The sequence below is a fragment of the Trabulsiella odontotermitis genome, assembly GCF_030053895.1.
Classification (GTDB): domain Bacteria; phylum Pseudomonadota; class Gammaproteobacteria; order Enterobacterales; family Enterobacteriaceae; genus Trabulsiella; species Trabulsiella odontotermitis_C.
The window spans coordinates 1,458,385-1,473,227 of record NZ_CP125781.1 but is presented as its reverse complement, the minus strand read 5'-3'; the positions used below and the strand labels follow the sequence as shown (position 1 = coordinate 1,473,227).

14 protein-coding genes, 6 tRNA genes and 1 other RNA gene are annotated in these 14,843 nt (G+C 53.1%); 12 read left to right on the top strand and 9 right to left on the bottom strand.

The window, feature by feature from the left end; all coding sequences use genetic code 11:
- Positions 1 to 69 precede the first annotated feature (69 nt).
- Together mgrA and ypeC are read left to right on the top strand one after the other, a co-directional pair.
- Positions 70 to 1,068 carry an L-glyceraldehyde 3-phosphate reductase gene (gene mgrA / locus QMG90_RS07070; RefSeq protein ID WP_283283153.1) on the top strand — a complete coding sequence of 333 codons (999 nt, stop codon included), beginning with the start codon at positions 70 to 72 and terminating at the stop codon, positions 1,066 to 1,068.
- A gap of 125 nt (positions 1,069 to 1,193) precedes the next feature.
- Positions 1,194 to 1,523: a DUF2502 domain-containing protein YpeC gene (ypeC, locus tag QMG90_RS07065; RefSeq protein ID WP_054179491.1), complete on the top strand. Its 330-nt coding sequence runs from the start codon at positions 1,194 to 1,196 to the stop codon at positions 1,521 to 1,523.
- A 69-nt stretch (positions 1,524 to 1,592) separates the two neighbouring features.
- Here ypeC and QMG90_RS07060 read toward each other — a convergent pair whose 3' ends face one another.
- The 3 genes from QMG90_RS07060 to QMG90_RS22525 all read right to left on the bottom strand — a co-directional run bounded on the left by QMG90_RS07060 (position 1,593) and on the right by QMG90_RS22525 (position 3,635).
- Positions 1,593 to 2,150, bottom strand: coding sequence for a helix-turn-helix domain-containing protein (locus tag QMG90_RS07060; protein ID WP_283283152.1), 558 nt, complete (start codon positions 2,148 to 2,150; stop codon positions 1,593 to 1,595).
- Between the two features lie 209 nt (positions 2,151 to 2,359).
- Positions 2,360 to 3,598: an Nramp family divalent metal transporter gene (locus QMG90_RS07055; protein WP_283283151.1), complete on the bottom strand. Its 1,239-nt coding sequence runs from the start codon at positions 3,596 to 3,598 to the stop codon at positions 2,360 to 2,362.
- Entirely contained in the window at positions 3,579 to 3,635 is a 57-nt protein-coding gene (locus tag QMG90_RS22525; protein ID WP_430381686.1) for a hypothetical protein, read from the bottom strand. The genes QMG90_RS07055 and QMG90_RS22525 overlap by 20 nt, the downstream gene beginning before the upstream one ends.
- A 318-nt stretch (positions 3,636 to 3,953) precedes the next feature.
- Here QMG90_RS22525 and QMG90_RS07050 point away from each other — a divergent pair, with 318 nt between their 5' ends.
- A complete protein-coding gene (locus QMG90_RS07050; RefSeq protein WP_283283150.1) occupies positions 3,954 to 5,141 on the top strand; it encodes a NupC/NupG family nucleoside CNT transporter in 1,188 nt (395 codons plus the stop codon).
- A 40-nt stretch (positions 5,142 to 5,181) separates the two neighbouring features.
- On the opposite strand, the gene QMG90_RS07045 is transcribed toward QMG90_RS07050, so the two are convergent.
- The 3 genes from QMG90_RS07045 to QMG90_RS07035 all read right to left on the bottom strand — a co-directional run bounded on the left by QMG90_RS07045 (position 5,182) and on the right by QMG90_RS07035 (position 7,755).
- Entirely contained in the window at positions 5,182 to 7,362 is a 2,181-nt protein-coding gene (locus tag QMG90_RS07045) for an EAL domain-containing protein (protein ID WP_283283902.1), read from the bottom strand.
- 202 nt (positions 7,363 to 7,564) lie between these two features.
- Positions 7,565 to 7,640: transfer RNA gene (locus QMG90_RS07040), tRNA-Ala, on the bottom strand.
- A gap of 39 nt (positions 7,641 to 7,679) precedes the next feature.
- Positions 7,680 to 7,755 (bottom strand) — tRNA-Ala (locus tag QMG90_RS07035).
- Positions 7,756 to 7,973: 218 nt separating this feature from the next.
- Between QMG90_RS07035 and QMG90_RS07030 the strand changes: the two genes are divergently transcribed.
- Complete coding sequence (locus tag QMG90_RS07030) at positions 7,974 to 8,324, top strand: YfeC-like transcriptional regulator (RefSeq protein WP_283283149.1); 351 nt, start codon at positions 7,974 to 7,976, stop codon at positions 8,322 to 8,324.
- An 8-nt stretch (positions 8,325 to 8,332) separates the two neighbouring features.
- Complete coding sequence (locus QMG90_RS07025) at positions 8,333 to 8,731, top strand: YfeC-like transcriptional regulator (protein WP_283283148.1); 399 nt, start codon at positions 8,333 to 8,335, stop codon at positions 8,729 to 8,731.
- A 36-nt stretch (positions 8,732 to 8,767) separates the two neighbouring features.
- On the opposite strand, the gene gltX is transcribed toward QMG90_RS07025, so the two are convergent.
- On the bottom strand, positions 8,768 to 10,183 hold the full coding sequence (gene gltX / locus QMG90_RS07020; protein WP_283283147.1) for a glutamate--tRNA ligase: 1,416 nt from the start codon (positions 10,181 to 10,183) through the stop codon (positions 8,768 to 8,770).
- Between the two features lie 259 nt (positions 10,184 to 10,442).
- On the opposite strand from gltX, the gene QMG90_RS07015 reads away from it, so the two are divergent.
- The 7 genes from QMG90_RS07015 (at position 10,443) to QMG90_RS06985 (ending at position 12,573) form a co-directional block, all read left to right on the top strand.
- A tRNA-Val gene (locus QMG90_RS07015) sits at positions 10,443 to 10,518 on the top strand.
- 42 nt (positions 10,519 to 10,560) lie between these two features.
- Positions 10,561 to 10,636 (top strand) — tRNA-Val (locus tag QMG90_RS07010).
- Between the two features lie 40 nt (positions 10,637 to 10,676).
- A tRNA-Val gene (locus QMG90_RS07005) sits at positions 10,677 to 10,752 on the top strand.
- A 4-nt stretch (positions 10,753 to 10,756) separates the two neighbouring features.
- Positions 10,757 to 10,832, top strand: a tRNA-Lys gene (locus QMG90_RS07000).
- Between the two features lie 29 nt (positions 10,833 to 10,861).
- Positions 10,862 to 10,987: non-coding RNA, RtT sRNA (locus QMG90_RS06995), on the top strand.
- Positions 10,988 to 11,101: 114 nt separating this feature from the next.
- Positions 11,102 to 11,437, top strand: coding sequence for a FlxA-like family protein (locus tag QMG90_RS06990; protein ID WP_283283146.1), 336 nt, complete (start codon positions 11,102 to 11,104; stop codon positions 11,435 to 11,437).
- Between the two features lie 149 nt (positions 11,438 to 11,586).
- Positions 11,587 to 12,573: a bile acid:sodium symporter family protein gene (locus QMG90_RS06985; RefSeq protein WP_283283145.1), complete on the top strand. Its 987-nt coding sequence runs from the start codon at positions 11,587 to 11,589 to the stop codon at positions 12,571 to 12,573.
- On the opposite strand, the gene QMG90_RS06980 is transcribed toward QMG90_RS06985, so the two are convergent.
- Positions 12,570 to 12,788, bottom strand: coding sequence for a DUF3820 family protein (locus tag QMG90_RS06980; RefSeq protein WP_054179481.1), 219 nt, complete (start codon positions 12,786 to 12,788; stop codon positions 12,570 to 12,572). The two genes, QMG90_RS06985 and QMG90_RS06980, sit on opposite strands and share 4 nt — an antisense overlap.
- A gap of 1 nt (position 12,789) precedes the next feature.
- Positions 12,790 to 14,805 (bottom strand): NAD-dependent DNA ligase LigA, encoded by a 2,016-nt coding sequence (gene ligA, locus QMG90_RS06975; RefSeq protein WP_283283144.1) that lies wholly within the window; start codon positions 14,803 to 14,805, stop codon positions 12,790 to 12,792.
- Positions 14,806 to 14,843: the final 38 nt, after the last annotated feature.

Sequence of the window (14,843 nt, the reverse complement as noted above, 5' to 3'; positions counted from 1 at the left end):
GAGTGTACTCAGGGTTGAACATTCATTAGTGTAAGTGCTTACCCACCCTGACGATTTGTGGAGACGAGAATGATTTACCAGGCAAATAGTGCGCGGTATCAGACTATGGACTACCGCCGCTGCGGGCACAGCGGACTGAAGCTTCCGGCCATTTCCCTTGGGTTATGGCATAACTTCGGCGATGTGACGCAGGTGGAGAACAGCCGCCAGCTGTTGCGCCATGCGTTCGATCTCGGCATTACTCATTTCGATTTAGCTAACAACTATGGCCCGCCGCCCGGCTCGGCGGAGAGTCATTTCGGCCGTATTTTGCGCGAAGATTTTTTCCCCTGGCGCGATGAGCTCATCATCTCCACCAAAGCGGGATACACCATGTGGGACGGCCCATATGGCGACTGGGGCTCGCGAAAATACCTGATCGCCAGCCTCGATCAGAGCCTGAAACGTATGGGTCTTGAGTATGTCGATATCTTTTATCACCACCGCCCGGACCCGGAGACGCCGCTAAAAGAGACCATGCGCGCGCTGGATCATGTCGTCCGCCAGGGCAAAGCGCTGTATGTCGGGCTGTCGAATTACCCGGCGGCGCGGGCGCGGGAAGCGATTGAGATCCTCGACGACCTGGGGACGCCCTGTCTGATTCACCAGCCGAAATACTCGATGTTTGAGCGCTGGGTAGAAGACGGCCTGCTGGAGACGCTGCAGGAAAAAGGCGTCGGCAGTATTGCCTTCTCACCGCTGGCGGGTGGGCAACTGACTGACCGCTATCTGAACGGAATTCCCGCCGATTCCCGCGCCGCCAGCGGCAGCCGCTTTCTTAATCCCGAGCAGATTACGGAAGAGAAATTGCAAAAAGTGCGTCAGTTGAACGTTCTCGCCGCGCAACGCGGGCAGAAACTTTCGCAGATGGCGCTGGCGTGGGTGATGCGTGATGAGAAAATCACCTCCGTGCTGATTGGTGCCAGTAAAACCGCACAACTGGATGATGCGGTGGGCATGTTGGCGAACCGGCAATTTACCGCACAAGAACGCGCAACAATTGAGACGATCCTCAACGGAGAAAAGTAGATTTTCCTTTAGCAAAAAGTGCTCTCACTGCATGTTTCAGAGTGTTGCCGATGATACGGGGCTTTACCACCCCGTAATATTGCGGTAGCAGGCCGCTCATGGCCCCGATCGTGAAGGAGAAGAGTATGTTCAGGTCAATGATTCTTGCAGCAGTATTGCTGGCCTCATCAGCGCCGCTGATTGCCAGCGCTGGCGAAATCACCCTGTTGCCATCGATAAAATTACAAATTGGCGATCGTGACAATTACGGTAACTACTGGGACGGCGGACGCTGGCGCGACCGGGATTACTGGCATCGTCACTATGAATGGCGTGACAGAGGCTGGTGGAGACATGACAACGGTCTCCATCGCGGCTGGGATAAGCGCAACGCGTATGAACGCGGCTATCGCGAAGGCTGGCGTGACCGTGACGATCATCGCGGTCGTGGCCGCGGTCATGGGCATCGTCATTAAGGTACAAAAAAAGCCAGAGTCCAAAGGAAACTGGACTCTGGCAACCGGTCTACTACTGCTTTCTTGAAATCAGGCTGTCATTTCTTTCATGATTCTGTTTTTCAGGGAGTAGATGGCATTCACACTGCTGCCTCCCAGTTTGCTAAAGACATTCGCCCGGTGCGTATAAACCGTCTTCGGCGACATATTCAGCACTTTCGCAATCTGGTCGACTTTCTGACCGTTCATCGTCTCACGCAGGATGATTTTCTCTTTCGCCGTCAGGCATACGCGCATCTGGTTTTCCAGCTTCTTGTTGCTCATCAGCACGCCCACGGCACGCATCAGCTCTTTCAGTGAACTTCTGGACGTGGTGATCACGCTCGCATCACAGATGTACATCAGGTTCGGGTTGTTGAGCACCAGCATCAGGCGGCACTTTTCGTTGATCCGCACAGTGTAATCAAAGTATTCAGCCGGTGTGTTTCTGTCGATATGGACGATGACCGCATCGCCTTTCTCAAGCGAATCGATAAAACCCGGTTCATTGATTCTGGCGGGCTGAAGCGTAATGTCAGATTCCAGCGCCAGTTCAATCAGGCCTGAACGTAAGAAAGCATTCTCAGTTGCGATATAAATGGTTTTCATATTGTCTGTACTGTTTAACGTTATGGGTCTCTGTTGCGGGACCGGGGTGAAATTTAGTCAGTACAGAATGCCAGCGAGATCACGCCGGACGCAGTGAAATGGTCTTATATAAGAAGATCACAAAATGGTTGTGAATGATTTAAGAACCGCCTGGCACGCGGGTTTCACGTTGCCAGGCCGGCTGGAAAGCCAGAGATTTAAGGACTTTCTTACAGTCCGAGTGCGGTACCGATTAACAGCCAGGCGTTCAGTGCGACCACCAGAAAGACGATAGTCCAGCCGGTGCGTTTCACTAATTGTGAATTGACTAAATCACCCATTAACGTCTTATTACTGGTGAAAATCAGTAACGGAACCAGCGCCAGTGCGATACCAAAACTGAGCAGAACCTGACTCATGACCAGAATGCGGGTCGGGTCAAGCCCCATTAAAATCACAATAAATGATGGGAGCATGGTGACGAGGCGACGGAACCACAGCGGAATATGGAAGCGGATAAACCCCTGCATCACCACCTGCCCTGCCAGCGTACCGACTACCGTTGAGGAGAGACCCGCGGCGATAAGACTCAGACCGAATATCGTGGCCGCCGCATGGCTGAGCAACGGCTCCAGCGTCAGATAGGCTTCATCCAGATCAGCAATACCGGTATGACCGTTAAAGTGGAAAGCCGCCGCGGCCGTCGCCATCATCGCCAGGTTAACAAAACCGGCAATGGTCATGGCTATCGCCACATCCCAGCGGGTGGCGTTGTAACGCTCCTTGCGCGTACCGCCGTGAAGATATTGCGTCAGTGAAGAGTGTAAATAGATGACGTGCGGCATGATGGTCGCCCCTAGTACCCCGGCGGCCAGGAAAACGGCTTCACTGGTGGGTAATGACGGGATAACCATCCCTTTGGCGAGTTGCGCCAGTCGGGGCTGAGAAAAAATCAGTTCAACGATATATGCCGCAGCAACAAACAGCAGCAGGCCACCTATCACTTTTTCCAGCGGTTTCTGACCGCGCCGTTGCAGCATCAAAATCAGGTAGGTCGCGATCCCGGTCAGTACCGCACCCTGTAAAAGTGAAATACCTAAAATGAGCTTAAAGCCGATAGCGGCACCGATAAACTCCGCGAGATCGGTCGCCATCGCGATGATTTCCGCCTGCACCCAGTAAAACCAGACGAACGGGCGCGGATAGTGGTCGCGAATTTGTTCAGCGAGGTTTTTTCCGGTCGCAATACCGAGTTTTGCCGACAGTACCTGGATTAGCATCGCCATCAGGTTTGCCCACACCACGACCCACAGCAATTGATAGCCAAAGCTGGCGCCCGCCTGAATGTTGGTCGCAAAGTTACCCGGGTCAATATACCCGATGGCAGCAATGAATGCTGGCCCCATCAGCGCCAGCCTCATTCGGCGCGCTGCACGACCACGACTGTTCTCAACGCGACTGTTCGTCATTTTCTGCCTCTGAAATATAGCCTTTGCTATGTTTCATATTACTAAAATGAGAATGATTATCAAGTTCATTTGGAAAGGTGATAATGATTTCTCTGATAGCTATGAACGATAAGCAGGGCTGAATTTAAATGAGGTGCGGGCAAGGTGTTCTGTCACATGCTACCTTGTTATCAAGATTAGAACAAAAACACAACTTTTAATACATTTACCAAACATAACAAAAATGTATGCCTGATCACTTTTCTCATAGTTTACTCACAGGCTGTTATTATAATGCGGCATGGATCTCGTTTTCTTTTAGCTTGTTGCATAGAATGTGCACGGAAATTTAACCTGCCTCATATTTGGAGCAAATATGGACCGCGTTTTGCACTTTGTCCTCGCGCTTGTTGTGGTAGCGATTCTTGCGTTGCTGGTCAGTCATGACCGTAAACAAATTCGCATCCGCTACGTTGTGCAATTACTTGTTATTGAAGTTTTACTGGCCTGGTTCTTCCTGAACTCAAATATCGGCCTTGGATTTGTAAAAGGCTTTTCCGAAATGTTTGAAAAACTGCTCGGATTCGCCAATGAAGGGACAAATTTCGTCTTCGGCAAAATGAACGACGAAGGCCTGGCCTTCTTCTTCCTGAAAGTCCTGTGCCCGATCGTCTTTATCTCTGCTCTGATTGGTATTTTGCAGCATATCCGTGTTCTGCCGATTGTCATTCGCGCCATCGGGACCGTGCTGTCTAAAGTCAACGGTATGGGGAAACTGGAATCTTTCAACGCGGTCAGCTCCCTGATTCTGGGTCAGTCAGAAAACTTCATTGCCTATAAAGACATTCTCGGCAAGATGTCCCGCAACCGCATGTACACCATGGCGGCAACGGCGATGTCTACTGTGTCAATGTCCATCGTCGGTGCTTACATGACCATGCTGCAACCGAAATATGTGGTTGCCGCGCTGGTGCTTAACATGTTTAGTACCTTTATCGTTCTGTCGCTGGTGAACCCGTACCGCGTCGAAGAGAGTGAAGAGAACCTGCAGATGTCTAATCTGCATGAGGGTCAGAGCTTCTTCGAGATGCTCGGTGAATACATCCTGGCAGGTTTTAAAGTTGCGATTATCGTTGCGGCGATGCTGATCGGCTTTATCGCGCTGATCTCTGGTCTGAACGCGCTGTTCGCTGCGGTGCTGGGTATCTCCTTCCAGGGCATTCTCGGCTATATCTTCTACCCGATTGCCTGGGTGATGGGGGTTCCGGCGAGCGAAGCGCTGCAGGTCGGCAGTATTATGGCAACCAAGCTGGTTTCCAACGAATTCGTGGCAATGATGGATCTGCAGAAAGTGGCTGGCACCTTGTCTCCACGTGCAGAAGGCATCCTGTCTATCTTCCTGGTCTCCTTCGCTAACTTCTCTTCTATCGGCATCATCGCGGGTGCGATTAAAGGTCTGAACGAAGAGCAGGGTAACGTCGTTTCCCGTTTCGGTCTGAAACTGGTTTACGGCTCTACGCTGGTGAGCGTGCTGTCTGCCTCTATTGCCGCGCTGGTTCTGTAAGCCGCAGCAATAAAAAAACCGGCATTCGTGCCGGTTTTTTTTACGCCTGTAATTCGCTGAGTGGTCGTGGTTTCCCTAACAGATACCCCTGCAGATAATCGACGCCAAGCTTCAGGAGCAACGCTCTCTGCTCGTCGGTTTCGACATATTCCGCGACCGTCGTCAGGTTCTTCACCTTCGCCATGTCGCAAATCGATTTCACAATCATGCTGTCCATCGAATCCGTCATGATGTCACGCACAAAGCAGCCATCAATTTTGATGATATCCGCCTGCAGGGTTTTCAGCCGTTCATAGTTGGCATAGCCGGTGCCAAAATCGTCAATCGCGATTTTGCAGCCAAAGTCATGCAACTGCTGGATGTTTTTGACACTGATTTCCGAATGGGAAAACGCCTGCTCTTCGGTAATTTCGATGGTGATAGACCGTGCGTCCACGCCATGTCGCGTAAACAGAGCAATGATTTCCGCCGCGCTCTCTTTTTGCATCAGCGTGAAGGGCAGCAGATTGACTGAGAAATGCTGCCCCGGATGCGCATGCAGTGAGGTAAACAGCGTCTCCAGTACCTGCATATCAAACCGCTTGCTCAGGTTGAACTGCGCCACCACCGGAATGAAAAGATCAGGCGTGATGGTCTCTCCATCACAAACCAGACGGGTCAGGATCTCGTGATACCCATCCCCTTGCGCATTGACGATTGGCTGTGCATACAGCGCGATGCCATTGCCTTCCAGCGCGCGTTTAATACGGTTGAGTAGCAGGACGCGTTCGGTCGTCTGGTCAGAGACCGTCGACTGGCTGTTGTCCAGCGCCAGCACGTGCTGCGTCTGACAGGCTTCTTCGGACAACCAGCTCAGTTGTCCCAGCGTATGGTGCAAATCTTCGCCCTGCCCGTCCACCACACCCCAGGCGGCGCCGAACAGCAACTCCAGCCGGGTGTTGTTCCAGTAGATGGGACGGCTGTTGAGAAAATCGACGATATGCGTCAGGCGCGACATCGTTTCTGGTCCGTTCAGCACCAGCAACAACTCATTCCCCGGCAACTGAAACAGTTTCTCTTCGGGGCCGAGTAGCGGTTGTAGATCGCGGGTAATAATGCGCTTGCAGTGCACCCGCATCATCATGCCGTAGTGACGACTGAGAAACTCCAGATTATCCATGCGCAGACAACAGACGCTGACCTTAGGATGTGCGGCTAAATAGTCTTCGAGGGCGCGCAGGTTGGGCAAACCGGTGAGCGGATCCTGCATCGCCTGGCTGTGCCATTTGCGCTTCAGCACGTCGCTGCGGAAATAGATTTGCGACATGTACAGAATACAAATCGTAAAAGAGATCAGAACGGACAGAACAAACGACAGCGAATACTCGGTATCCACGCCGTGCAGGAAGTTTTTGTTATAGGCCACCAGCAAGAAGACAGAAGCCGCCCACGTCAGGTTGAGAAAGGGCCAGCTCATCCGGCTCACCGCGAGGAAATAAAGAATGAAGATAACCGGGACGAGGTAACCGGCAATATAGTCTGACTCGTAAGGCGCGCAAAGGATGATTAATACTACGGCCAGCGCCAGCGCCCAGTACAGCGTAAAGAACAGGCGTGGACGAGTGATACTGGGCTGTACGTTGCGCATCCAGAAAGCCCGGGCATAGCGCGGGTTGAGGATCATACGCATCGGATAATAAAACAGCATGGTGAAAATCAGCGCTGCACAGACCAGACTCTGGACATCCACGATCAGATAGATCACTGACGTTGAATCAAAATAGCTGGAGACGGTCAGCGGAAAGTCCATGTATTCCCCCGCTAAATACATCGAACATTTTATTACCGCAGGCGAAATGAATCCGAACCAGAAAATCCGTACACCCACGTTTTTGCCCGGCAGCCCAAACCGCCAGCGCCGCCCTGCCAGCAGGCGGATGCACGCGCTGGTCACGAATACACCGGAAAGTTGACAGGAAATCAGTACCAGCGACTGGGGGTACGGCAGATTCAGCATCCAGTCGTTACTCAGCGACAACCCAATGATCAGCGGCAGTACCGCATGGCGGCCAAACAACAACATGATGGCCAGCATCACGCTGAGCGGCATCCAGGCCAGATAAATATTATTGCCATCGATGATTGCCCGCGGCGAAATAAAACGCGAAAGCGGAATAAAGATCAGACACAGGAGTAGCGCAAGAAGAAACTTTTTGGCGGGAGCGTTCAGAGTGATGCGCATGATGGTTAACAAAAATTCCTGGGCCGTGCTGGTTTAGCGGCACAGATAGTAAGTTCATTAATTGCGCGAATCAAGTTTACACGCATGCGAAAAAATCCTGGTTTTAGCGGTAGCCGAAAGATCAGGTAATTTAATTTAAGGCGTCTGAGTGATAAGAATAACAGAAATAGAAAACCCCCGCCTGAGCGAGGGTTCCTAAATTTGGTGGAGCTAAGCGGGATCGAACCGCTGACCTCTTGCATGCCATGCAAGCGCTCTCCCAGCTGAGCTATAGCCCCACGGGTGTTTTACGTACCAAACCTGATGGGAGCAGGATTTGGTGGAGCTAAGCGGGATCGAACCGCTGACCTCTTGCATGCCATGCAAGCGCTCTCCCAGCTGAGCTATAGCCCCGACACGTAAAGCTGTCGTGTTGACGGGCGGCATAATATGAATTCCATTGCCAGGTGTCAACGGCAAAATCTCTCCCTCCATTTCAATCGCTGAAAAAGCAGACAAATGAATGACATTGCGAGCAGCTTCGCAGACGGTACGAAAAGCTGTCACATTTTCCACTAAAATGATGCTATAACAGGAACCACTAATTCCCACACTTCCAGTCAGGAAATACTATGCTCAAGGAACGAATGACGCCGGAGGAAATTGCTCATCTGACCGGTTACAGCCGGCAAACCATTAACAAATGGGTGAGAAAAGAAGGTTGGGAAACCTCTCCTCGCCCCGGTGTCCAGGGCGGCAAAGCACGCCTGGTGCATGTTAATGACAAAGTGAGAGAGTTTATCCGCAGCGCGCAAAGAGCAGCCAACAGTGCGGCCACGGTGCACCCCGCCAGCAACAGCTTTGACTCACTTCTTCTTACCCTCGCCAAAGAGATGACCGATGCGGAACGCCAGCATCTGACGTCACTTCTGCTGCGTGAGGGTATCTCGGGATTATTACAACGTCTGGGCATTCGAAGCTAACAACATCTATGAAAATATTACATAGCAAAATGACCACGGAAGAGCTGGCCCAGTGCCTCGGCATCGCAAAACAGACCGTCAACAGATGGATCCGCGAACAGGGCTGGCAAACAGAAACGATTCCGGGTGTCAAAGGTGGGCGCGCAAGACTGGTTCATATCGATCATCACGTCAGGGAATATCTGGCGAACACACCGGCATTGCGCCGCAGGTCGACACAGTATCAGCTTGCTGAGCCGGTACAGAATTATGTTGTAAAAGAAGCCGATCCTGCGCTGCGGCAGATTGCCGATATTTTACAGGTGATGACCGACGCGGAAAAACAGCGGCTGGTGGTGTTGCTGTCACGTGAAGGGATTAGCGGATTTATGGCGCGTCTTGGCATAGCTGACGCCGCGTTATCATAACGGCAGGTTTTCCCTGCCGTTATCTTAGCCTGTCGCTTATTGCTGGGATTCGCGTTCCGCAATAAAGGCGAGCGCTTTATTGATACGCTCAATGCTGCGGGTTTTACCGATCGCATGAACGGTAACGTCCAGTCCCGGAGACTGACCCGCACCGGTCACGGCAACGCGCAGCGGCATACCCACTTTACCCATTCCGACTTCCAGTTCATCCGCGGTCGCCTGAATCGCGTGATGCACGTTTTCAGCCGTCCAGTCGCTGATGGCAGCCAGCTTGTCACGCACCACTTCCAGCGGCTGACGCGCAACCGGGCGCAGGTGTTTCTTCGCCGCATCGGCGTCAAATTCCGCAAAATCTTCGTAGAAATAACGACAGCTCGCCGCCATCTCTTTCAGCGTTTTGCAGCGCTCACCCAACAGTTTCACCAGCTCAGCCAGTTGTGGACCATTGCGGGTGTCGATGTTTTCCTGCTCGATGTGCCATTGCAGGTGCGTCGCCACGTACTCCGGTGCCAACGTATTAATGTAGTGGTGATTCAGCCACTGCAGTTTTTCGGTGTTGAAGGCACTGGCGGATTTGCTGACCGCGCCGAGGCTGAACAGCTTGATCATCTCTTCACGGGTGAAGATTTCCTGGTCACCGCTGGACCAGCCCAGACGCACCAGATAATTGAGCAGCGCTTCCGGCAGATAGCCATCATCGCGATACTGCATCACGCTCACAGCGCCATGACGCTTGGAGAGTTTTTTGCCGTCGTCACCGTTGATCATAGAAACGTGGGCGTACATCGGGACCGGCGCGTTCAGCGCTTTCAGGATGTTGATCTGGCGCGGAGTGTTGTTGATATGATCTTCACCGCGGATCACGTGAGTGATCTCCATATCCCAGTCATCAACCACCACGCAGAAGTTATAGGTCGGGGAACCATCGGTACGGCGGATGATCAGGTCATCCAGTTCGAGGTTACTGAATTCGATCGGCCCGCGGATCTGATCGTCGAATACCACAGAACCGTCCAGCGGGTTGGCAAAACGCACCACGCAAGGCTCATCATCAGCATGATGTTCGTGGTTATGGCGGCAACGACCGTCGTAACGCGGTTTCTCACCGTTTGCCATCTGCTGTTCACGCAGCGCTTCAAGGCGCTCTTTGGAGCAGTAGCATTTATACGCCGTGCCCGCTTCCAGCATCTCATCAATCACCGCGTTGTAGCGGTCAAAACGTTTGGTCTGGAAGTACGGACCTTCGTCCCATTCCAGGCTCAGCCAGTTCATACCATCCATAATGGCTTCAATAGCTTCCGGCGTGGAGCGTTCGAGATCGGTGTCTTCGATACGCAGCACAAACTCACCGCCGTGATGACGAGCAAAAAGCCAGGAATAGAGAGCAGTTCGTGCACCGCCGACATGAAGATAGCCTGTCGGGCTTGGCGCGAAGCGAGTTTTGATTTTCATGAAAAGGCCTTACGTTGGTATAGATGCCGACAACCGGCAAATCCTGGAATAGAGAAACAGGGTGGTATTCTATCACTGTGGTCTGATTCCTCAATGTTGTTCCCGCCCGGACGCTTCGCTTTGGCTTTTTTGTTTATAAATCAGGCCATGCGGAGGGTTGGTTGAGAGTTTTGTTTAAATTTACGACGAACGGACAATTTCTTTTGAAAATGCGTTGACTCATTTTCAACTCTCCCTATAATGCGACTCCACACAGCGGGGGTGATTAGCTCAGCTGGGAGAGCACCTCCCTTACAAGGAGGGGGTCGGCGGTTCGATCCCGTCATCACCCACCACTACTTCAGGTAGTCTCCGCCGTGTAGATAAGAATGAGAAGTGGGTGATTAGCTCAGCTGGGAGAGCACCTCCCTTACAAGGAGGGGGTCGGCGGTTCGATCCCGTCATCACCCACCACTTTCTCGCCAGCGAATTCTTATCATTGAAGTACCGAAGTGGGTGATTAGCTCAGCTGGGAGAGCACCTCCCTTACAAGGAGGGGGTCGGCGGTTCGATCCCGTCATCACCCACCACTTCGGGTCGTTAGCTCAGTTGGTAGAGCAGTTGACTTTTAATCAATTGGTCGCAGGTTCGAATCCTGCACGACCCACCAATGCAAAAAAGCGCCCTAAAGGCGCTTTTTTGCTATCTGCAATCTCAACGATTCGAACCTGCCGCAGGTTCGGGTCGAACGTAGTGAGACAACGGAGCCGCTTGCGGCGACGGCCCGAAGGGCGAGCGAAGCGAGTCATCCTGCACGACCCACCAATGTAAAAAGGCGCCCTAAAGGCGCCTTTTTGCTGTCTGCAGTAGAGATAAATCCATCAAGTTCCTGAACAAACTGCCGATATTGCCATTTTAGGGCGAGAAAAGGAGTTTGCTATGACGACCATTCTGACATCAACACCATCAATACAAAGCAGTACACCGAACGCGCCGCAAGGCGACGATACGGCAGCGCAAATCTCGCGCATCATGAAAAAGATTAGCGAGCTGACACAACAGCTGAAAGATATCCCTAACTCCAGCGCCAGTGTCGAAGAGAAGAAAAAACAGCAGGAGCTGATTCAGGCACAAATCAAAGTGCTGCAGGCGCAGCTTGCCCAGCTACAACGTAAACAGGCCGAGGAAGCGCAGCAAAAACAGCAGTCGCAAGAGGTCAAGGCGACAGATAATAATAGTGCCGCCAGTCAGTACCAGATCGACATTTATATCTGATCCCGGCGTTCTCAACGCGAGCAGCCGACAGCCTTTCTGCCTGCTCGCTATTTGCTTCCCCTGCTCCCCGACGCGAAGGATGCAAGAATTCAGTTTTATTTCTCAAACCAGACAACGCACAATAGTGTTATCGATTTTGAGGAGTGTTTATGAAACTGTTTCGCATTCTGGATCCCTTTACGCTCACGCTGGTCATTACCGTACTGCTGGCTTCGTTCTTTCCCGCTCAGGGCAATTTTGTTCCCTTTTTCGAAGGTCTGACGACAGCGGCTATCGCGCTGCTGTTTTTTATGCACGGGGCAAAATTGTCGCGTGAAGCCATTATTGCCGGGGGAAGCCACTGGCGGCTGCATTTGTGGGTGATGTGCAGCACGTTTGTACTGTTTCCAGTCTTAGGGGTGTTGTTTGCGAAATGGGCACCGGTGAATGTCGATCCCGCGCTGTATACCGGATTTCTGTATCTGTGCATCCTGCCCGCGACAGTGCAGTCTGCCATTGCTTTCACGTCGCTGGCGGGCGGTAACGTTGCGGCAGCAGTCTGTTCCGCCTCGGCATCAAGCCTGTTAGGGATTTTCCTGTCGCCGCTGCTGGTTGGGCTGGTAATGAACATTCATGGCGCGGAAGGCAGCCTGGAGCAGGTCGGCAAAATCATGCTGCAACTGCTGCTGCCCTTCGTGCTCGGTCATCTGTCCCGTCCGTGGATTGGCGAATGGGTCAGCCGTAATAAAAAGTGGATCGCCAAAACCGATCAAACGTCAATTCTGTTAGTAGTTTACTCCGCCTTCAGCGAAGCTGTGGTGAACGGCATCTGGCATAAAGTCGGCATGGGTTCGCTGCTGTTTATCGTGGTGGTCAGCCTGGTACTGCTGGCGCTGGTCATTCTGATCAACGTGGTGGTGGCGCGCAAATTCGGTTTCAGCAAAGCTGACGAAATCACGATTGTCTTTTGCGGTTCGAAAAAGAGTCTGGCCAACGGCATCCCGATGGCCAATATTCTCTTCCCGACATCCATGATTGGGATGATGGTACTGCCGCTGATGATCTTTCATCAGATCCAGCTGATGGTCTGCGCTGTACTGGCGCGTCGCTACAAACGCGCCACCGAAAAACTACAACAGAAACAGGCCAGCGCTTAACGTGGTTTTTTCAGGGGCTGAACCAGATGCGTCAGCCCCTCGGTTTTGATAAGCAGCGTAAATGCCATCAGTTGACCCAAATGCCCGGCCGGAAACTCATCCTTGCGGGCGAACCACAGCAGATACTCTTCCGGTAAATCAATCAGCCTGCGGCCTTTGTATTTACCGAACGGCATTTCGGTGTTGGCTATTTCGATAAGCTGCTCGCTGTCCATATTACGCTCCCAGCAGCCGTATCATTTCTGCTTCATCGATGACATCAATCCCCAGTTCCTGAGCTTTGGCAAGCTTAGAGCCTGCCGCTTCACCGGCAATCACCAGATCGGTTTTCTTCGACACACTGCCCGCCACTTTTGCGCCCAGCGCAGTGAGTCGCGTTTTCGCCTCGTCACGAGAAAGCTGGCTCAGGCTGCCGGTCAGCACGATGGTTTTCCCGGCAAACGGGCTGTCAATCTCTTCAGCGTTGATGACCACGGGCGCAGGCCAGCGCACGCCCTGATCGCGAAGTTGCTGAATAACGTCGCGGTTACTCTCTTCGGCAAAGAAGTTGAAGACATGCGTGGCGACCACAATGCCGACGTCCTGCACCTTTTGCAGCTCTTCAACAGACGCCGCTGCCAGTGCCTCGATGGTGCCGAAATGAGCTGCCAGCCCGGCCGCCGTCGCTTCACCCACTTCGCGGATACCAAGCGCATACAGGAAACGGGCAAAGGTGGTTTCTTTTGCCTTTTCCAGCGCATCCACCACATTTTGTGCCGATTTCGGCCCCATGCGATCCAGCCCTGTCAGCACACCCGCCGTCAGTTTGAACAAATCGGCGGGCGTGTGGACGTACTCTTTTTCCACCAGTTGGTCGATGATTTTGTCGCCCATGCCATCAACGTCCATCGCCCGGCGCGAGACAAAATGCTTGAGTGATTCTTTGCGCTGAGCACCGCAGATAAGCCCGCCTGTGCAACGCGTCACGGCTTCACCCTCGACGCGTTCTACATCAGAGCCGCATACCGGGCAGTGGGTTGGGAATTCGACAGGACGGGTATCGTCAGGGCGCTCAGAAAGGATAACGTTGACCACCTGCGGGATGACGTCACCGGCACGGCGGATCACCACACGGTCGCCAATCCGCAGCCCCAGACGCTCGATTTCATCGGCATTATGCAAAGTCGCGTTGCTGACCAGCACACCCGCCACCTGCACCGGCTCAAGACGCGCCACGGGCGTAATAGCGCCAGTGCGCCCGACCTGGAATTCAACGTCACGCACGATGGTCATTTGCTCCTGCGCCGGAAACTTAAAGGCTACCGCCCAGCGCGGCGCACGCGCCACGAAACCCAGTTGTTCCTGCAACGCCAGCGAGTTGACTTTGATCACCACGCCGTCGATATCAAACCCAAGCGTGGGCCGATCCGCTTCTACTTTATGGTAAAACGCCAGCACCTCGTCGGGGGAATCACACAGCGTCACCCGGTCGCTGACCGGAAGACCCCACTCTTTAAATTGCAGCAAACGCCCCAGGTGGGTATCCGGTAATTCCCCCCCTTCCAGGATGCCGATGCCGTAGCAAAAGAAAGTGAGCGGTCGCTTCGCTGTAATGCGCGGGTCGAGCTGGCGCAGAGAGCCTGCCGCGGCATTACGCGGGTTAGCAAACACCTTGCCACCAGTGCGACGGGCTTCTTCGTTGATTTTCTCAAATCCGGCCTGCGGCAGGAACACTTCGCCGCGCACTTCGAGCCGGGCAGGAATATTATCGCCGCGAAGCTTGAGCGGAATGGCGCGGATAGTCCGCACGTTGGTGGTGATGTCCTCACCAGTGGTGCCATCGCCACGCGTTGCCGCCTGCACCAGCACGCCATTTTCATACAGAATGCTGACCGCCAGTCCGTCGAGCTTCAGCTCACAGCAGTAGGTCAATGCGTCAGCGCTTTTCAGGCGATCCTGCACGCGTTTGTTGAAAGCGAGAAAGCTCTCTTCATCAAAGACGTTATCCAGCGACAGCATAGGGATTTCATGGCGGATCTGGCTGAAGGCTGTCAGTGGCGCCGCACCCACTCGCTGCGTGGGGGAGTCCGGGGTGATCAGGTCAGGATGTTGAGCTTCCAGCTCACGCAGTTCGCGCATCAAGCGGTCATATTCCGCATCCGGGACTTCAGGGGCATCCATCACGTGATAGAGATATTCATGATGGCGAAGCGTGGTTCGCAGTTCTGTTAGTTGTTGTTCAATAGAGTCCATATCACACCATCAATGATAAAAAACCCCCGACAGGCGGG